General features: G+C 54.0%; 10 protein-coding genes and 2 pseudogenes. 6 read left to right on the forward strand and 6 right to left on the reverse strand.

Annotated features, from left to right (window positions below; all coding sequences use genetic code 11):
• Nucleotides 1–13 precede the first annotated feature (13 nt).
• A complete protein-coding gene (gene cysQ / locus HA45_RS00300) occupies nt 14–760 on the forward strand; it encodes a 3'(2'),5'-bisphosphate nucleotidase CysQ (protein WP_100703290.1) in 747 nt (248 codons plus the stop codon).
• Between the two features lie 103 nt (nt 761–863).
• Here the strand turns inward: cysQ and HA45_RS00305 are convergent, their stop codons facing one another.
• Nucleotides 864–1,418, reverse strand: a complete 555-nt coding sequence (locus HA45_RS00305) for a YtfJ family protein (RefSeq protein ID WP_100703291.1) — start codon at nt 1,416–1,418, stop codon at nt 864–866.
• A 438-nt stretch (nt 1,419–1,856) separates the two neighbouring features.
• Here HA45_RS00305 and HA45_RS00310 point away from each other — a divergent pair, with 438 nt between their 5' ends.
• On the forward strand, nt 1,857–2,063 hold the full coding sequence (locus tag HA45_RS00310; protein ID WP_100703293.1) for a DUF1107 domain-containing protein: 207 nt from the start codon (nt 1,857–1,859) through the stop codon (nt 2,061–2,063).
• 82 nt (nt 2,064–2,145) lie between these two features.
• Here the strand turns inward: HA45_RS00310 and paeA are convergent, their stop codons facing one another.
• Nucleotides 2,146–3,483 (reverse strand): polyamine export protein PaeA, encoded by a 1,338-nt coding sequence (paeA, locus tag HA45_RS00315; protein WP_100703294.1) that lies wholly within the window; start codon nt 3,481–3,483, stop codon nt 2,146–2,148.
• A gap of 448 nt (nt 3,484–3,931) precedes the next feature.
• On the opposite strand from paeA, the gene tamA reads away from it, so the two are divergent.
• From tamA to HA45_RS00330, 3 genes and pseudogenes are all read left to right on the forward strand, one after another.
• A complete protein-coding gene (gene tamA, locus HA45_RS00320) occupies nt 3,932–5,671 on the forward strand; it encodes an autotransporter assembly complex protein TamA (protein WP_100703295.1) in 1,740 nt (579 codons plus the stop codon).
• Nucleotides 5,668–9,437, forward strand: a pseudogene (tamB, locus tag HA45_RS00325) (autotransporter assembly complex protein TamB). Before tamA ends, tamB begins: the two are co-directional and overlap by 4 nt.
• Before the next feature lie 2 nt (nt 9,438–9,439).
• Nucleotides 9,440–9,793 carry a gamma-glutamylcyclotransferase family protein gene (locus tag HA45_RS00330; protein ID WP_100703297.1) on the forward strand — a complete coding sequence of 118 codons (354 nt, stop codon included), beginning with the start codon at nt 9,440–9,442 and terminating at the stop codon, nt 9,791–9,793.
• Between the two features lie 54 nt (nt 9,794–9,847).
• Here HA45_RS00330 and ppa read toward each other — a convergent pair whose 3' ends face one another.
• The 3 genes and pseudogenes from ppa to HA45_RS00345 all read right to left on the reverse strand — a co-directional run bounded on the left by ppa (nt 9,848) and on the right by HA45_RS00345 (nt 11,411).
• The gene (gene ppa / locus HA45_RS00335) at nt 9,848–10,378 is read right to left on the reverse strand and encodes an inorganic diphosphatase (RefSeq protein ID WP_084937209.1); all 531 of its coding nucleotides are present in this window, start codon (nt 10,376–10,378) and stop codon (nt 9,848–9,850) included.
• Between the two features lie 100 nt (nt 10,379–10,478).
• Nucleotides 10,479–10,927 (reverse strand): annotated as a pseudogene (locus tag HA45_RS00340) (DUF441 domain-containing protein).
• Nucleotides 10,928–10,997: 70 nt separating this feature from the next.
• Nucleotides 10,998–11,411, reverse strand: a complete 414-nt coding sequence (locus HA45_RS00345) for a lysozyme inhibitor LprI family protein (RefSeq protein WP_100703299.1) — start codon at nt 11,409–11,411, stop codon at nt 10,998–11,000.
• 173 nt (nt 11,412–11,584) lie between these two features.
• Here HA45_RS00345 and HA45_RS00350 point away from each other — a divergent pair, with 173 nt between their 5' ends.
• Nucleotides 11,585–13,150 (forward strand): methyl-accepting chemotaxis protein, encoded by a 1,566-nt coding sequence (locus tag HA45_RS00350; RefSeq protein WP_100703658.1) that lies wholly within the window; start codon nt 11,585–11,587, stop codon nt 13,148–13,150.
• Nucleotides 13,151–13,323: 173 nt separating this feature from the next.
• On the opposite strand, the gene HA45_RS00355 is transcribed toward HA45_RS00350, so the two are convergent.
• Complete coding sequence (locus tag HA45_RS00355) at nt 13,324–13,653, reverse strand: helix-turn-helix domain-containing protein (RefSeq protein ID WP_100703300.1); 330 nt, start codon at nt 13,651–13,653, stop codon at nt 13,324–13,326.
• Nucleotides 13,654–13,658 lie beyond the last annotated feature (5 nt).

Consider the following 13,658-nt stretch of genomic DNA (forward strand, 5'->3'; position numbering starts at 1 on the left):
AAAGAGGTGAAAAATGTTAGACAAAATAATCCAACTGGCGCGTGAAGCGGGCGATGCCATTATGCACGTCTATGCTGGCGAACAACCGATGGATGTGACACGGAAGTCGGATGATTCGCCAGTAACGGCTGCCGATCTTGCGGCACACAAAGTCATCGTTGAAGGGCTGGCCGCGATGTCACCCGAAGTCCCGGTGTTATCAGAAGAAGATCCGCCGAGCTGGACCGTACGTCAGAACTGGAAAAAATATTGGCTGGTGGATCCACTGGATGGAACCAAAGAGTTCATCAAGCGTAACGGGGAATTCACCGTTAACATTGCCTTGATTGAAAATGGCAAGCCGGTCCTGGGAGTCGTTTACGCCCCCGCGCTGGGTGTGATGTATTCGGCAGCTGAAGGTAAAGCCTGGAAAGAAGAGGGCGGTCATAAAACGCAGATTCAGGTGCGCGAGGCACGTCCACTGCTGGTCGTTGTTAGCCGCTCGCATGCGGATAAAGATGAAGAGCTGAAAGAGTATCTGACTCAGTTAGGCGACCACCAAACCACCGCAATCGGCTCTTCATTAAAATTCTGTCTGGTAGCGGAAGGTAAAGCGCAACTCTATCCGCGCTTCGGGCCAACCAATATTTGGGATACCGGTGCTGGGCATGCCGTCGCGATTGCGGCCGGTGCTCAGGTGCATGACTGGCAGGGTAAAACCCTCGACTACACGCCACGTGAATCTTTCCTGAATCCGGGGTTCCGCGTCTCGCTGTTTTGATTGTTGGTGCGCATCAATGCGCACCCTACGAAATTCACAACCTGTGTTTTCGCTCTTAAGCTCGCGGGCAGTGGTGGGTCGCCATTTATGGCGACCTCTGTTTTTACTGCAACAACTCGCGAATCAACGTCATCGCCTGCTGTGCTTCATCCTGCGTCAATGCGCCTTCTTTGGCATAACGCACATGTCCGGTCTTATCCAGCACCACAATCGCCGAACCGCCTTTCTCCAGCTGCCAAACCTTGCGCACATTGCCGTTGCTATCAACGATAAACTGCGACCACGGATATTGCTGCTTATTGCTTTCAATACTGCTGCGCACGAACATCCCGGTACCGGGAATCGCATCGTCAGTGTTCACAATCGTGGTGGTTTGATAACGGTCGTGTGGAAACTTCGCTGCCTTAATCGCTTCAATCAACGCGGCATTTTGTTCTTTGGCCGAAGAGCGTCCGGCAATATGTAAGATCACTCGCACTTTTCCACTGAGCTGCGCGCTATTCCACGGTTGATAGCTAAACTTATCTTGTTGATAAGCCAACTCGCCTCTATCGCTCACGCCCACAGGCGGAACACGTTCGCCAATTTTGAAGGCATGGGCTGAGACAAGGCCCGGTAACAGTAATGCCAGTGCAAACACGGATTGTACCAAACGCATGTGAAGGCTCCTTAGTGATCCGACCAGTTATTCATGTTTTTGCAATATTAGGCGTGGATGATGCGCCTGTCGCGATGAGTTAACAGGTTTGCAACTCACGCCACAATTCCTTAATGAGTGAAGGTTTATACTGGGTTTTGTGAACGTCATAACAGAGTGTTCTGTAATAATGTGTCAATTCAGTAAAAAATCCACTTTTTCGGAACATACGTAACGTTTGGTGTTCTATAGTTATGCCTCATTTGCGCTTCATGTACGCGTCATACTTCAAGTTGCTGGTGCGTTGGCTGCTCTCGTTCACCCGAATCACTTACTTTAGTAAGCTCATCGGGATTATCTCGTTGGCCGCCTTCCTGCAACACGAATTATTTTGCGTATCAGTTCGTACCGAATTTGGCAACGACGAAGCGTATTACATCTGTTCAGGAGTTAGACAGCATGAAAATCTTCCAGCGCTATAATCCGCTGCAAATTGCGAAATACGTAAAAACGCTTTTTAAAGGAAGGTTGTATATCAAGGATGTTGGCGCGTTTGAGTTTGATAAAGGCAAGGTGATGTTGCCACGCATTAAAGATATACAGCACCTTAGCGTGATGTCAGAAATCAACCGCCAGGTATTACGACTGCAAGCCGAGTATCACTAAGCGAGTAAAAAAAGGGCGCCATGCAATCCGGCGCCCTGTAGCGGCGCGATTAATCGCGCCTTGTTTTTTGTGACACACTGAACTACGGCGACTCCATCTCATCGGTCGCACTCTTGGTCAGATTTATCACCGGCGGACGCTCATCGATACGCGTCACCAGCAGCTGGTCAATGCGGTAACTATCGATATCCACCACTTCAAATTTATAGCCAGAGAACTTCACGAAGTCGGTGCGTTTCGGGATTTTGCGCAGCATATACATCATAAAACCGCCAATGGTTTCATAGTTGCCGGACTGCGGGAAATCATCGATATCCAGCACGCGCATCACGTCATCAATCGGTGTGCCGCCCTCAACCAGCCATGAGTTCTCATCACGCGCCACGATCTGCTCTTCCTGACCCTGACCGACCAAATCACCCATCAGCGTGGTCATCACGTCATTAAGGGTAATGATCCCCACCACCAACGCGTATTCGTTCATGATCACCGCAAAGTCTTCACCTGCGGTTTTGAAGCTTTCCAGCGCTTCAGACAGCGTCAGCGTATCGGGCACAATCAGCGCAGAACGAATCTGTACGCCGCTGCTCAGGGTCAGACTCTGATTGCCCAGCACGCGCAGCAGCAACTCTTTAGAATCGACATAACCGACGATATGGTCGATGTCGCCCACGCACACAATGAATTTAGAGTGCGGATGCTGAGCAATTTTGGTTTTAAGGGTGTTCTCATCTTCGTGCAAATCGAACCAGACCACGTTCTCGCGTGATGTCATCGAAGACGGTACGGTACGCGATTCCAGCTCAAACACGTTTTCGATCAGCTCGTGTTCCTGTTTACGCAGCACGCCAGCCAGCGCACCGGCTTCCACTACCGCATAAATATCGTCTGAGGTAATGTCATCTTTTCGCACCATCGGCAGTTTGAAGATGCGGAAAAACACGTTGGCCAGACCGTTAAACAGCCACACCAGCGGTCGCATCACGAACAGACAAAAGCGCATCGGGTTGATGATACGCAGCGCAACGGCTTCCGGCGCGACCATGCCAACACGTTTTGGCGTTAAATCGGCGAACAGGATAAACAGGCTGGTTACCACGGTGAAGGAACAGATAAAGCTGAGCTGTTCCGCCAGTTCTGGCGCGACAAAACGGCTGAACAAGCTGTTAAAGGCAGGAGAGAAAGCCGCATCACCGACAATACCACCGAGGATAGCCACGGCGTTCAGGCCAATCTGCACCACGGTGAAGAACATGCCAGGTTGTTCCTGCATTTTCAGCACGCGCTGCGCATTAATGTTGCCTTCGTCGGCGAGCAGTTTAAGTTTGATCTTGCGGGCAGCGGCCAGCGAGATCTCTGAAAGAGAAAAGAATGAACTGATGACAATCAGTAAAAGAATGACAAGTAAGCTATCGAGCATAGAAGATCCGTTGGTTAATCACTTGTCATTTTTGGCCTGGGCAGCGCAGGAGAACATCCAGTATTCACCTGTCATACAGTGCTATCCGTGCCAAAAATGTCTGCGCCATTTCGACAAGGAACGATAACGTCGGGGCAGAAAGGAAAGCAGGTCATGCCTGCTGGGTGCTGATTATAGCAGCAGCGCTTATGCTGCCGCCAGAGGCGCGCAACATGAGATCGGAATCATCCGAGTGCGCGCCCCTCAGTCGCAGAAGTGTGGGTTCGGAGTTGTATCGCTCCTCCCATTTACCGACAATAGGAAATGATTTGGCTTAGTGACCATTTTTCCTCAGCCATCCGCCAAAAAGAGCGGCTATGCTGATGGGTAAGCGAGTGGTGGTGATAGCCTCCGATGAGAAATAACGCCCCTGCGGAATAAGGGGCAGGCATTATTAACAGGAGTACGCGTGCCGCGATTGCATATTTATTGTTTGGCCAGCCTGTTGCTTGCTGCACCTGCCGTTGAGGCAGCAAAAGTGCGCTTGCAGTTGGAAGGGCTTACCGGGGATTTACAGAAGAACGTCAGGGCGCGCTTGTCCACCATTGGCACTGACGAAGTGTCGAGTGATGGGCGCTTCCAGGCGCGTGTCTCGCAGGCGATTAAAGAAGGTTTACGAGCACTCGGTTATTACGAACCTGAAATCGATTTTGAATCCCGTCCTGCTCCAGCGCAGGGTGGCCGACCGGTGCTTATCGCCCATGTTAAGCCCGGCGAACCGGTGAAGATCGGTGGCAGCCACATCGTGGTCGAAGGTGCGGCGAAAAACGATGATGATTACAAAGCCTGGGTGAAGCAGGGCACGCCGAAAGTCGGTACCCAGCTCAATCACGGCGAATACGACAAGTTCAAAAATGGCTTCTCCAGCCTGGCACTGCGTAATGGTTACTTCGACGGTGACTTTAAGCAAAGCCAGCTTGGCGTTTCGGTCGAAAGACGCGAAGCATTCTGGGATATCGATTACGACAGTGGCCCGCGCTACCGTTTTGGTGATGTCAGCTTCCAGGGCTCGCAAATCAACGAAGCCTATCTGCGTAATCTTGTGCCGTTCAAAAAGGGCGATCCCTACAGCTCGCGCGATCTGGCGGAACTGAACCGCCGCTTGTCGGCCACCGGCTGGTTCAACTCGGTGGTCGTCGCCCCTGAATTCGACAAAGGTCGTCAAACCAAAGTGCTGCCGCTCAATGCGGCGGTATCGCCACGCGTTGAGAACACCATCGAAGCCGGTGTCGGCTATTCCACGGATGTTGGCCCGCGTCTGAAAGGCACGTGGAAAAAGCCGTGGATCAACAGCAGCGGCCATAGCCTGACGGCCAGTTCCTACATTTCCGCCCCCGAGCAGCAGGTCGATCTCAGCTATAAGGTGCCGCTGCTGAAGAGCCCGCTGGAGCAGTATTACACCTTCTCGGGTGGCCTGAAGCGTACCGATCTCAACGACACCAAAGCCGATACCAGTACGCTGGGCGTTTCGCGCAACTGGGACAGCAGTTCCGGCTGGCAGCGTGCGGTTAACCTGAAATGGAGTCTCGATCACTTTACCCAGGGTAGCGTCACTAACACCACCATGCTGCTTTATCCGGGCGTGAGTCTGAGCCGTACCCGTTCGCGCGGCGGTTTGATGCCGACCTGGGGCGACTCGCAGCGTTATTCCGTCGATGTTTCCGATACCACCTGGGGATCGGATGTCGACTTCCTGATCCTGCAGGCGCAAAACGTCTGGATCCGTATGCTGGGCGACAAGAACCGCTTTGTGGCCCGTGGCAATCTCGGTTGGATCGAAACCAACGACTTCGACAAAGTCCCGCCGGATCTGCGCTTCTTCGCCGGGGGCGATCGCAGTATTCGCGGTTACAAATACAAAGATGTCTCGCCGCGCGACAGCGACGGCAAACTGACCGGTGCCTCCAAAATGGCCACTGGCTCGCTGGAGTATCAATACAACGTGACCGGTAAGTGGTGGGGCGCGGTGTTTATTGATTCCGGTGAAGCGGTGAACGACATCAAACAGAGTGATTTCAAAACTGGCGCCGGTGTTGGCGTGCGCTGGTCTTCTCCGGTGGGGCCGATTAAATTTGATATCGCGCGGCCGATTGGCGATGACAAGGAACATGGTTTGCAATTCTATGTAGGACTGGGGCCTGAACTATGAAGCTGTGGAAAAAGGTCCTGATTGGATTCGGTATTTTTCTGGTGGTGCTGTTTGGCAGCGTAGCGTTTTTGATTGGTACTACGCCCGGAATCCATCTGTTATTAAAAGGCGCCGATCGCTGGGTGCCAGGTTTATCAATCAACAAAGTCGAAGGCGGCTGGCGCGATCTGACGTTGAGCGGCGTGAAGTACGAGATGCCGGGCGTCAGTGTGGATGCCGGGCGCTTCCATTTGGCGCTCAATCTTAACTGCCTGCTGCACTCGTCGGTGTGCGTGAATGACATCGGCTTGCAGGATGTCAGCGTAGTGGTCGACAGCAAGAAAATGGCACCGGCTGCTGCGCCGCCGCCAGAAGAGGAGAGCGGCAGTACCAACCTGAGCACGCCGTACCCGATTACCTTGAGCAAAGTCGGCCTGCATAACATCAATGTGAAAGTGGATGACACGTCCATATCACTGCTGGACTTCACCACGGGCCTCAACTGGCAGGGACGTGCGCTGACGCTGACGCCAACCCACATTCAAAGTCTGCTGATTGCGCTGCCGAAGGCGGCCAAAGTGGCAGATGAGCAGGTAGTTCAGCCGAAAGTGCAGCAGCCGCAGCCTGGCGAGAAGCCGTTGGGTGAAACGCTGCAGGAGATGTTCGCCAAACCGCTGTTGCCCGATTTGCCAGACTTCCAGCTGCCGCTGGACATCACCGTGCAGGAGCTGCTGGGTGAGCAGCTGCGTATTACCGGTGACACCGATATCGCGATTACGCGTCTGTTGTTGAAAGCCAAAACTGCCGACCGCCATCTGCAGTTAGAGACCTTTGATGTTGATTCGCCGCAAGGGCAGCTAAACGCCAGCGGTGAAGCTCAGCTGGCGGATAACTGGCCGGTGAATTTCGCGCTGAACGGATCGCTGAATCTTGATCCGATCAAGGGTGAGAAGATCAAAATGAATCTCAGCGGGGCGATGCGTGAAGAGTTGAAACTGGGGCTGAATCTGTCTGGCCCGGTGCGCGCGCAGTTGGATGCTGCCGCGCAACCGGCGGTGGCAGGTTTGCCACTGTCATTGACGCTCACCAGCCCGCAACTGCGCTGGCCGCTTACCGGCGCGGTACAGTATCAGGCGGATAACCTCGATTATCAGTTCAAAGGCAAAGCCACCGATTACGTGATGTCGCTGCGTACCGCCGTGAAAGGGGAAGGGATGCCGCCGGCGACCCTTTCGCTCGACGGTAAAGGCAACGTGCAGCAGTTCAATCTGGACAAGCTGCGCGTGGCGGCATTGCAGGGCAACGTTGATTTAACCGCGCTGGTGGACTGGAGCAAAGCCATTAGCTGGCGCAGCGAATTAACGCTCTCCGGCATTAACACTGCCAAACAGTATCCCGACTGGCCAGCCAAACTCGACGGCAAATTGCCACGCGTGGCAGCCTGTACGGCGGCAGCTGGCAGCTCAGCGTGCCGCAGCTGGAGCTGAAAGGGAACGTGAAGCAGAACGCCGTCAGCGCCAACGGCTCACTGACTGGCAACAGCTATAACCAGTGGAAAATCCCCGGTATTAACATCGCGTTAGGCCGTAACCATCTGGACGTGAAAGGCGAACTGGGCGATACGCTCAATCTGGATGCCAATATCGATGCACCGCATCTGGATAACGCATTGCCGGGACTCGGCGGTGTGGCGAAAGGCACGGTGAAAGCGCGCGGCACCTTGCAGGCACCGCAGCTGCTGGCCGATCTCACGGCAACCGGTTTGCGCTGGCAGCAGTTGCAGATTCGTCGTGTGGCGCTGGAAGGCGATGTGAAATCCAGCGATCAAATTGCCGGTAAGCTGCAGCTGCGTGTCGAGCAGCTGCAACAGGACGCGCTGAAGATCAATCTGTTGACGCTGAATGCCGACGGCAATGAGAAGCAGCATCAGCTCAAGCTGAACGTGGAAGGCGAACCGGTCTCCGGTCAGCTGGCACTGAACGGCAGTTTTGATCGTAAAACGGAGCGCTGGCAGGGCAATCTCAACAACACGCACTTTGATACCCCCGTCGGCGAATGGCGTCTGACGCGTGCGATGGCAATTGATTACCTCAACACTAAGCAGACCGCCACTATCGGGCCGCACTGCTGGCAGAACCCGAACGCGCAGCTGTGCGTACCGGAGCCGATTGAAGCCGGGGCCAGCGGTCATGCGCATGTGGTGCTCAATCGCTTTGATTTGGCGATGGTCAAACCGTTCCTCACCGATGCCACCAAGCTAAACGGCGTGTTCAGCGGTGATGCGCGCGTGAACTGGACCGCAGATGGCGCGTTACCCACCGGTACAGTTTCGCTGAAAGGTAACGGCGTTAAAGTCGAACAAGACGTGCAGGGCAACACGCTGCCGATCGCCTTTGATACGCTCAACCTGAATGCGGCGATGCGCAACGGTCGTGCTCAGCTCGACTGGCTGATCCACATCGTCAACAACGGTCAGCTGAGCGGCAACGTGCAGATTGCCGATCCGCAAACCCGTCGCCAACTGTCCGGCAACATTGGCATCAGCAATCTGTCGCTGGCGATGTTCAACCCGGCGTTGATGCAGGGTGAGAAAATCAAAGGCAACCTCAACAGCAATCTGCGTCTGGGCGGCACGCTGCAACAGCCACAGGTGTTTGGCCAGTTGGGGCTAAGCGATGTGAACGTGCAGGCGAGCTTTATGCCGGTTACGCTCACCTCAGCCAACCTGAACATGGTGTTCAATGGCATGAGTTCGACGCTTAACGGTTTGCTGCAGACCACGCAGGGCAACCTCAATCTGGGCGGCAGTGCCGACTGGAGCCAGCTGGATAACTGGCGAGCGCGCATCACCGCGCAGGGCAACAGAATTCGCGTCACCGTGCCACCGATGGTGCGTATGGATGTCTCGCCAGACCTGGTGTTTGAAGCCACGCCAGCCGCATTTAATCTGGATGGTAAGGTCGATATTCCGTGGGCGCGCATCACGGTGCAGGAAGTACCGGAAAGCGCCACCGGCGTTTCGTCGGATGAGGTGATGCTGGATAAAGATCTCAAACCGATTGAGCCGAAAACTGCGGCGGTCCCGATCAACAGCAACCTGGTGATCCACGTCGGCAATGATGTCCGGTTGTCGGCCTTTGGTCTGAAAGCCAAGCTGAATGGCGATCTCAAACTGGTGCAGGATAAAAACGGTCTGGGCTTAAACGGGCAGATCAACATTCCAGATGGCCGTTTCCACGCTTACGGTCAGGATTTGCTGGTGCGCAAAGGCGAGCTGCAGTTTGCCGGTCCGCCGGATCAGCCGTATGTGAATCTGGAAGCGATCCGTAATCCGGAAGCCACTGAAGATGACGTCACCGCCGGTATTCGCGTCACCGGACTGGCCGATGAGCCGAAAGTCGAGGTGTTCTCCGACCCCGCCATGTCGCAGCAGGAAGCGCTTTCTTACTTGTTACGTGGTCAGGGACTCAGCAGCGATGGCGACAGTAATGCATTAACTTCAGCACTTGTGGGGTTAGGGGTTGCACAAAGTGGTCAGGTTATGGGTAAAATCGGCGAGACATTCGGCGTCAGTAACCTCGCGCTTGATACCACCGGTGTAGGCGATAGCCAGCAGGTGCAGGTGAGTGGTTACGTATTGCCGGGTCTACAAGTAAAATACGGTGTTGGCATATTTGATTCACTGGCGACGTTAACCTTGCGTTACCGCCTGATGCCCAAACTCTATTTGGAAGCCGTGTCCGGTCTCGATCAGGCACTGGATTTGCTCTATCAGTTTGAGTTTTAGCAATGCGAATAATTGTCTACGGCAGTTTACGGCGCAAACAGGGAAACAGTCATTGGATGACGAATGCGCAATGGCTCGGCGACCATCAGATTGAAGGGTTTGCGCTCTACAATCTGGGTCACTATCCGGGCGTCGTGGAAGATGATGGAATCGTCTTCTGCGAAGTGTATCGCATCGATGCCAGTACGCTGGGCGAGCTTGATGCCTTACGCACCAAGAACGGCGAATACAAACGCCAGCTCATCCAGACGCCTTACGGCAGTGCCTGGCTGTATGTCTATCAGCGTTCGATTGCGGGTCGCACCCGCATCGCGAGCGGTGACTGGCTCAAGCGCGATGACCTACCAGAGGCATAAATAAAAACACCGTCCATTGGACGGTGTTTTTTTATGCTTGCGAGGCAGAGAAGATTATTTCTTCTGTGCGCGCTCGTAAGAGGCGATGATTTCAGCTTTGGCCGCTTCTGCGTTATCCCAGCCGTCAACTTTCACCCATTTGCCTTTTTCCAGATCTTTGTAGTGCTCGAAGAAGTGGGTGATCTGCGCTTTCAGCAGTTCTGGCAGGTCGTTCACATCTTTGATGTGATCGTATTCTTTGCTCAGTTTGGTGTGCGGAACCGCAACCAGTTTGGCATCTTCGCCAGACTCGTCGGTCATTTTCAGCACGCCAACTGGACGGCAGCGAATCACTGAGCCCGGCACCAGCGGATACGGGGTTGGCACCAGAACGTCAACCGGATCACCATCCAGAGACAGGGTGTGGTTGATGTAACCGTAGTTGCACGGATAGAACATGGCGGTAGACATGAAACGGTCTACAAACAGGGCGCCAGACTCTTTGTCCACTTCATATTTGATCGGATCGGCGTTAGCTGGGATCTCGATGACGACATAGATATCTTCTGGCAGATCTTTACCTGCAGGCACCTGGTTCAAACTCATCTGGCTTTCCTTCATTGGTCGTATGTTGAGTGACGGCTATTATAGCCAACTGACTCTGAAAGTATGCCCCCTTTTTGGCGTTTCGGAATGCTCCAAAGGCCTACTTCGCGGTGACAAACAGCGAGACAATCCCCGCAGCAATCAGTGGTCCGACCGGCACGCCACGGAAAAACGCCACGCCGATCACGGTGCCGATCAGCAATCCACCGATTATCGATGGCTGCACGCTCATCAAACTCACACCACGCCCGCCAAGCCAGGCAACAAACACGCCAACAATAATCGCCACTATCGATTGCCAGTTAGCAAATGACTTGAGCAGCGACGAGGCGGGTAAAGTCCCGCTGGCCAACGGCGCCATCACCGCCACAGTCAAAATAATGATCCCGATCTGAATGCCCTGTTTTCCACATACGGGAAGAACTGCGACAGCGGTGTCAGCTTGATGGCGAGCAGTATCAGAATGGAAATAGTAACGGCACTGTTATGAACGAAATAGCTCAGGACGGCGAGGCAGACCAGAATGATGGTAGAGGCATAAGCAGCCATGATTTCTCCCTGAAGATGGATGGATGCGCAGGTCAGTGCCTGCGCTGACGTTTTTTAACGCCACCATTTATCAACAATCATCGGGATTGGCGCAACTGCCTTTGTTAATTGATTGCAACATCAGGGCCTGATTTCGCACCAGATTCACCCCTTGGGCACCTACTGAGAGCGCCGCCATACTGCCCTGGCTGCTGAGGAAATAGCTGCGGCTGGCCTCCATCCAACTATCGCGGTACGCCAGCCACGCGCGCTGGGCGGCACGCAATTTGTCTTTAGATTCACCGGTTAATCTTTTCATCACCTGGTTGTACTGCGCATTCATCTCTTTATCCCAGGCCTTATTGGCGCTGCCGTAGCATTGTGACATGCCCGCGGTGCTGGATTCCTTATCCAGGCACTGCTGCAACTGCTGGTCGATTGGATGCGTCTGCGCCATGGCGAGACTACTGGCGAACAGACAGGCAACCGGGAGCCACTTTTTCATCATTTCATTCCTTCATTTTTGCGCAGCGGACTTCAGAAAAGCTGAAGGGTAAGCGAACGTCGGCAGATTGACCATCAACATTGGATAAAGTTTCTGCGATCAGCTGCCGATAATCCTTCCGTTTTAGGGCCAGTGGAGTTCTGCCTTTTATCACACACACGGGAATGATCATGATCAGACAACTATCAATACGTACTGCTTTACTTGGGTTGTTGGCCATCATGACGGTGATGCTGTTAGCCGTCAGCGCCATGGGTATTTATGCCATTAATGCTGGAAACCAATCTCTGGACGCGCTGAACCGCATTCAGGGGATTGAGCTGAACAAGTTGTATCAAAGCCGCTCGGAACTGATGCGTGCTCGCGCCAACGCGGCGCTGGCGGTGCGTAAAATCGAGATTGGTCTGTTGGATGACGGTACTAAAGTCACACAGCAGGCGCAGGCTGCCGTAGATAGCTCTCACATTTTGTTGAAGGCGTTCGTGGATGCTGGCACGGTCACCGAGCAGGGTAAAAAGCTGGCCGATGCGGTGGTCGCCACCTATAACGTGTATGACAAAGAGGGCATCACGCCAATGATGGATGCCCTGAAGAAACAGTACACCGATGAATACTATCAGGTGCTGGAAGGCAAACAGTCGCAGCTGGCGGCGAGCTATTCGAAAGCCGTGAGTGACTTCAGTCAGTATGCCGATCAGGTCTCTGCTTCGCGTCTGCAACAGGCAGCCGATAACGAACGCCAGATGAAAGTCATGATTGGCGTGGTGATGGCATTGACGTTACTGCTGATTGTACTGGCCTGGCAGCTGTTGCGCCGCTCGCTGCTGCGTCCTTTGGACCACGCGATTGCGCATCTGGAACAGATTGCGGCGGGCGATCTCTCCCAGCCGTTGCCCGAAGCAGGCAAAAATGAAATTGGTCGCCTGAATCAGGCGCTGTCCGACATGCAGCTGGCGCTACGTGATTCGGTGAGCCAGGTGCGTGAAGCCAGCCTGCAGATTGATGTTGGCAGCCGTGAACTGGCCGCAGGCACGGTGCATTTATCGCAGCGCACTGAAGAGTCTGCCGCCTCGCTGGAGCAAACTGCCGCCAGCATGGAGCAGCTCACCGCCACCGTTCGTCTTAATGCCAGCAATGCGCAGCAGGCGAATCAGTTGGCCAGCAATGTGTCGACCAGTGCCGATCGCGGTGCAGAAGTGGTGGGGTACGTAATGGAGAAGATGCAGGAGATTACGCAAAGCTCTAACCGCATCGGCGACATCCTGAGCGTGATCGACGGTATCGCCTTCCAGACCAACATCCTCGCCCTGAACGCCTCGGTGGAAGCCGCGCGTGCCGGCGAACAGGGTCGTGGCTTCGCCGTGGTTGCCAACGAAGTCCGTACGCTGGCCGGGCGCAGTGCCACCGCCGCGAAAGAGATCCGCGAGTTGATTGGCGAATCACAAACGCGCGTCAAAGAGGGTAGCGACATGGCCACGCGTGCCGGTGAAACCATGGATGAGATCTCCAGCGAAGTGATGCGTGTTACTTCATTGATGAAAGAGATTTCGATTGCTTCAGAAGAGCAGAGCCGCGGGATTGAGCAGGTGAATCAGGCGGTGACGCAGATGGATGAAGCCGCACAGCAAAACGCCGCGCTGGTGGAAGAAGCCAGTGCCGCCACCCAGTCACTGGAAGCGCAATCGCAGCAGCTGCAGGAGTCGATGGCGCAGTTCCGTGTGGCGACAAGTGCTATTTAAATCATTGGTTTATGATTGTTTGGTTATGTGAGGCTTGATGGTGCAAGCCTTACTTTACGACAGAAAGCTTTCTAAATTATTTTGAAGGCGGTTATTTTCATTGACCACCACACTTAATATTCCCGCCCTTTACGGGTGATTCCTCTGCGTCGGAGCGGGTTTATCCGTGCGGTCTAGACCGTCAAGAAATCATCAAGGCCTTTGGCTTCAATATGTCTCAGTGCAAGCGCAACAATCCCTTTAGGTATTGTTGCGCCTCGCTCCCATTTTTGGAGGCAAGTCGTTGAAACTTCAATACGTTCCGCAAACTGGCTTTGGCTCAATTTTTCGCGTGCACGCATTGCCTTGATGCGCTCGCCAGTGATTGAGTCTTTCATCGCCTCTAACTTGGCTTCGGCAAAGATGGCGTCAGCCTCTTGCATCATATCTGCTGAGATGAGACCTGCTCTGAACTGGCGTTTCATCATTGCGTGCATTTTCAGTACGCGCCTATTAATCCTCATTTTTT

The organism is Pantoea rodasii (assembly GCF_002095465.1).
Classification (GTDB): Bacteria; Pseudomonadota; Gammaproteobacteria; order Enterobacterales; family Enterobacteriaceae; genus Pantoea; species Pantoea rodasii.

Excerpts from the sequence above, each read along its gene's own strand:
- HA45_RS00345 (WP_100703299.1), bottom strand. The coding sequence starts at position 11,411 with ATGAAAAAGTGGCTCCCGGTTGCCTGTCTGTTCGCCAGTAGTCTCGCC.
- HA45_RS00355 (WP_100703300.1), bottom strand. The coding sequence starts at position 13,653 with ATGAGGATTAATAGGCGCGTACTGAAAATGCACGCAATGATGAAACGC.
- HA45_RS00305 (WP_100703291.1), bottom strand. The coding sequence starts at position 1,418 with ATGCGTTTGGTACAATCCGTGTTTGCACTGGCATTACTGTTACCGGGC.
- HA45_RS00330 (WP_100703297.1), top strand. The coding sequence starts at position 9,440 with ATGCGAATAATTGTCTACGGCAGTTTACGGCGCAAACAGGGAAACAGT.
- HA45_RS00310 (WP_100703293.1), top strand. The coding sequence starts at position 1,857 with ATGAAAATCTTCCAGCGCTATAATCCGCTGCAAATTGCGAAATACGTA.
- ppa (WP_084937209.1), bottom strand. The coding sequence starts at position 10,378 with ATGAGTTTGAACCAGGTGCCTGCAGGTAAAGATCTGCCAGAAGATATC.
- paeA (WP_100703294.1), bottom strand. The coding sequence starts at position 3,483 with ATGCTCGATAGCTTACTTGTCATTCTTTTACTGATTGTCATCAGTTCA.
- cysQ (WP_100703290.1), top strand. The coding sequence starts at position 14 with ATGTTAGACAAAATAATCCAACTGGCGCGTGAAGCGGGCGATGCCATT.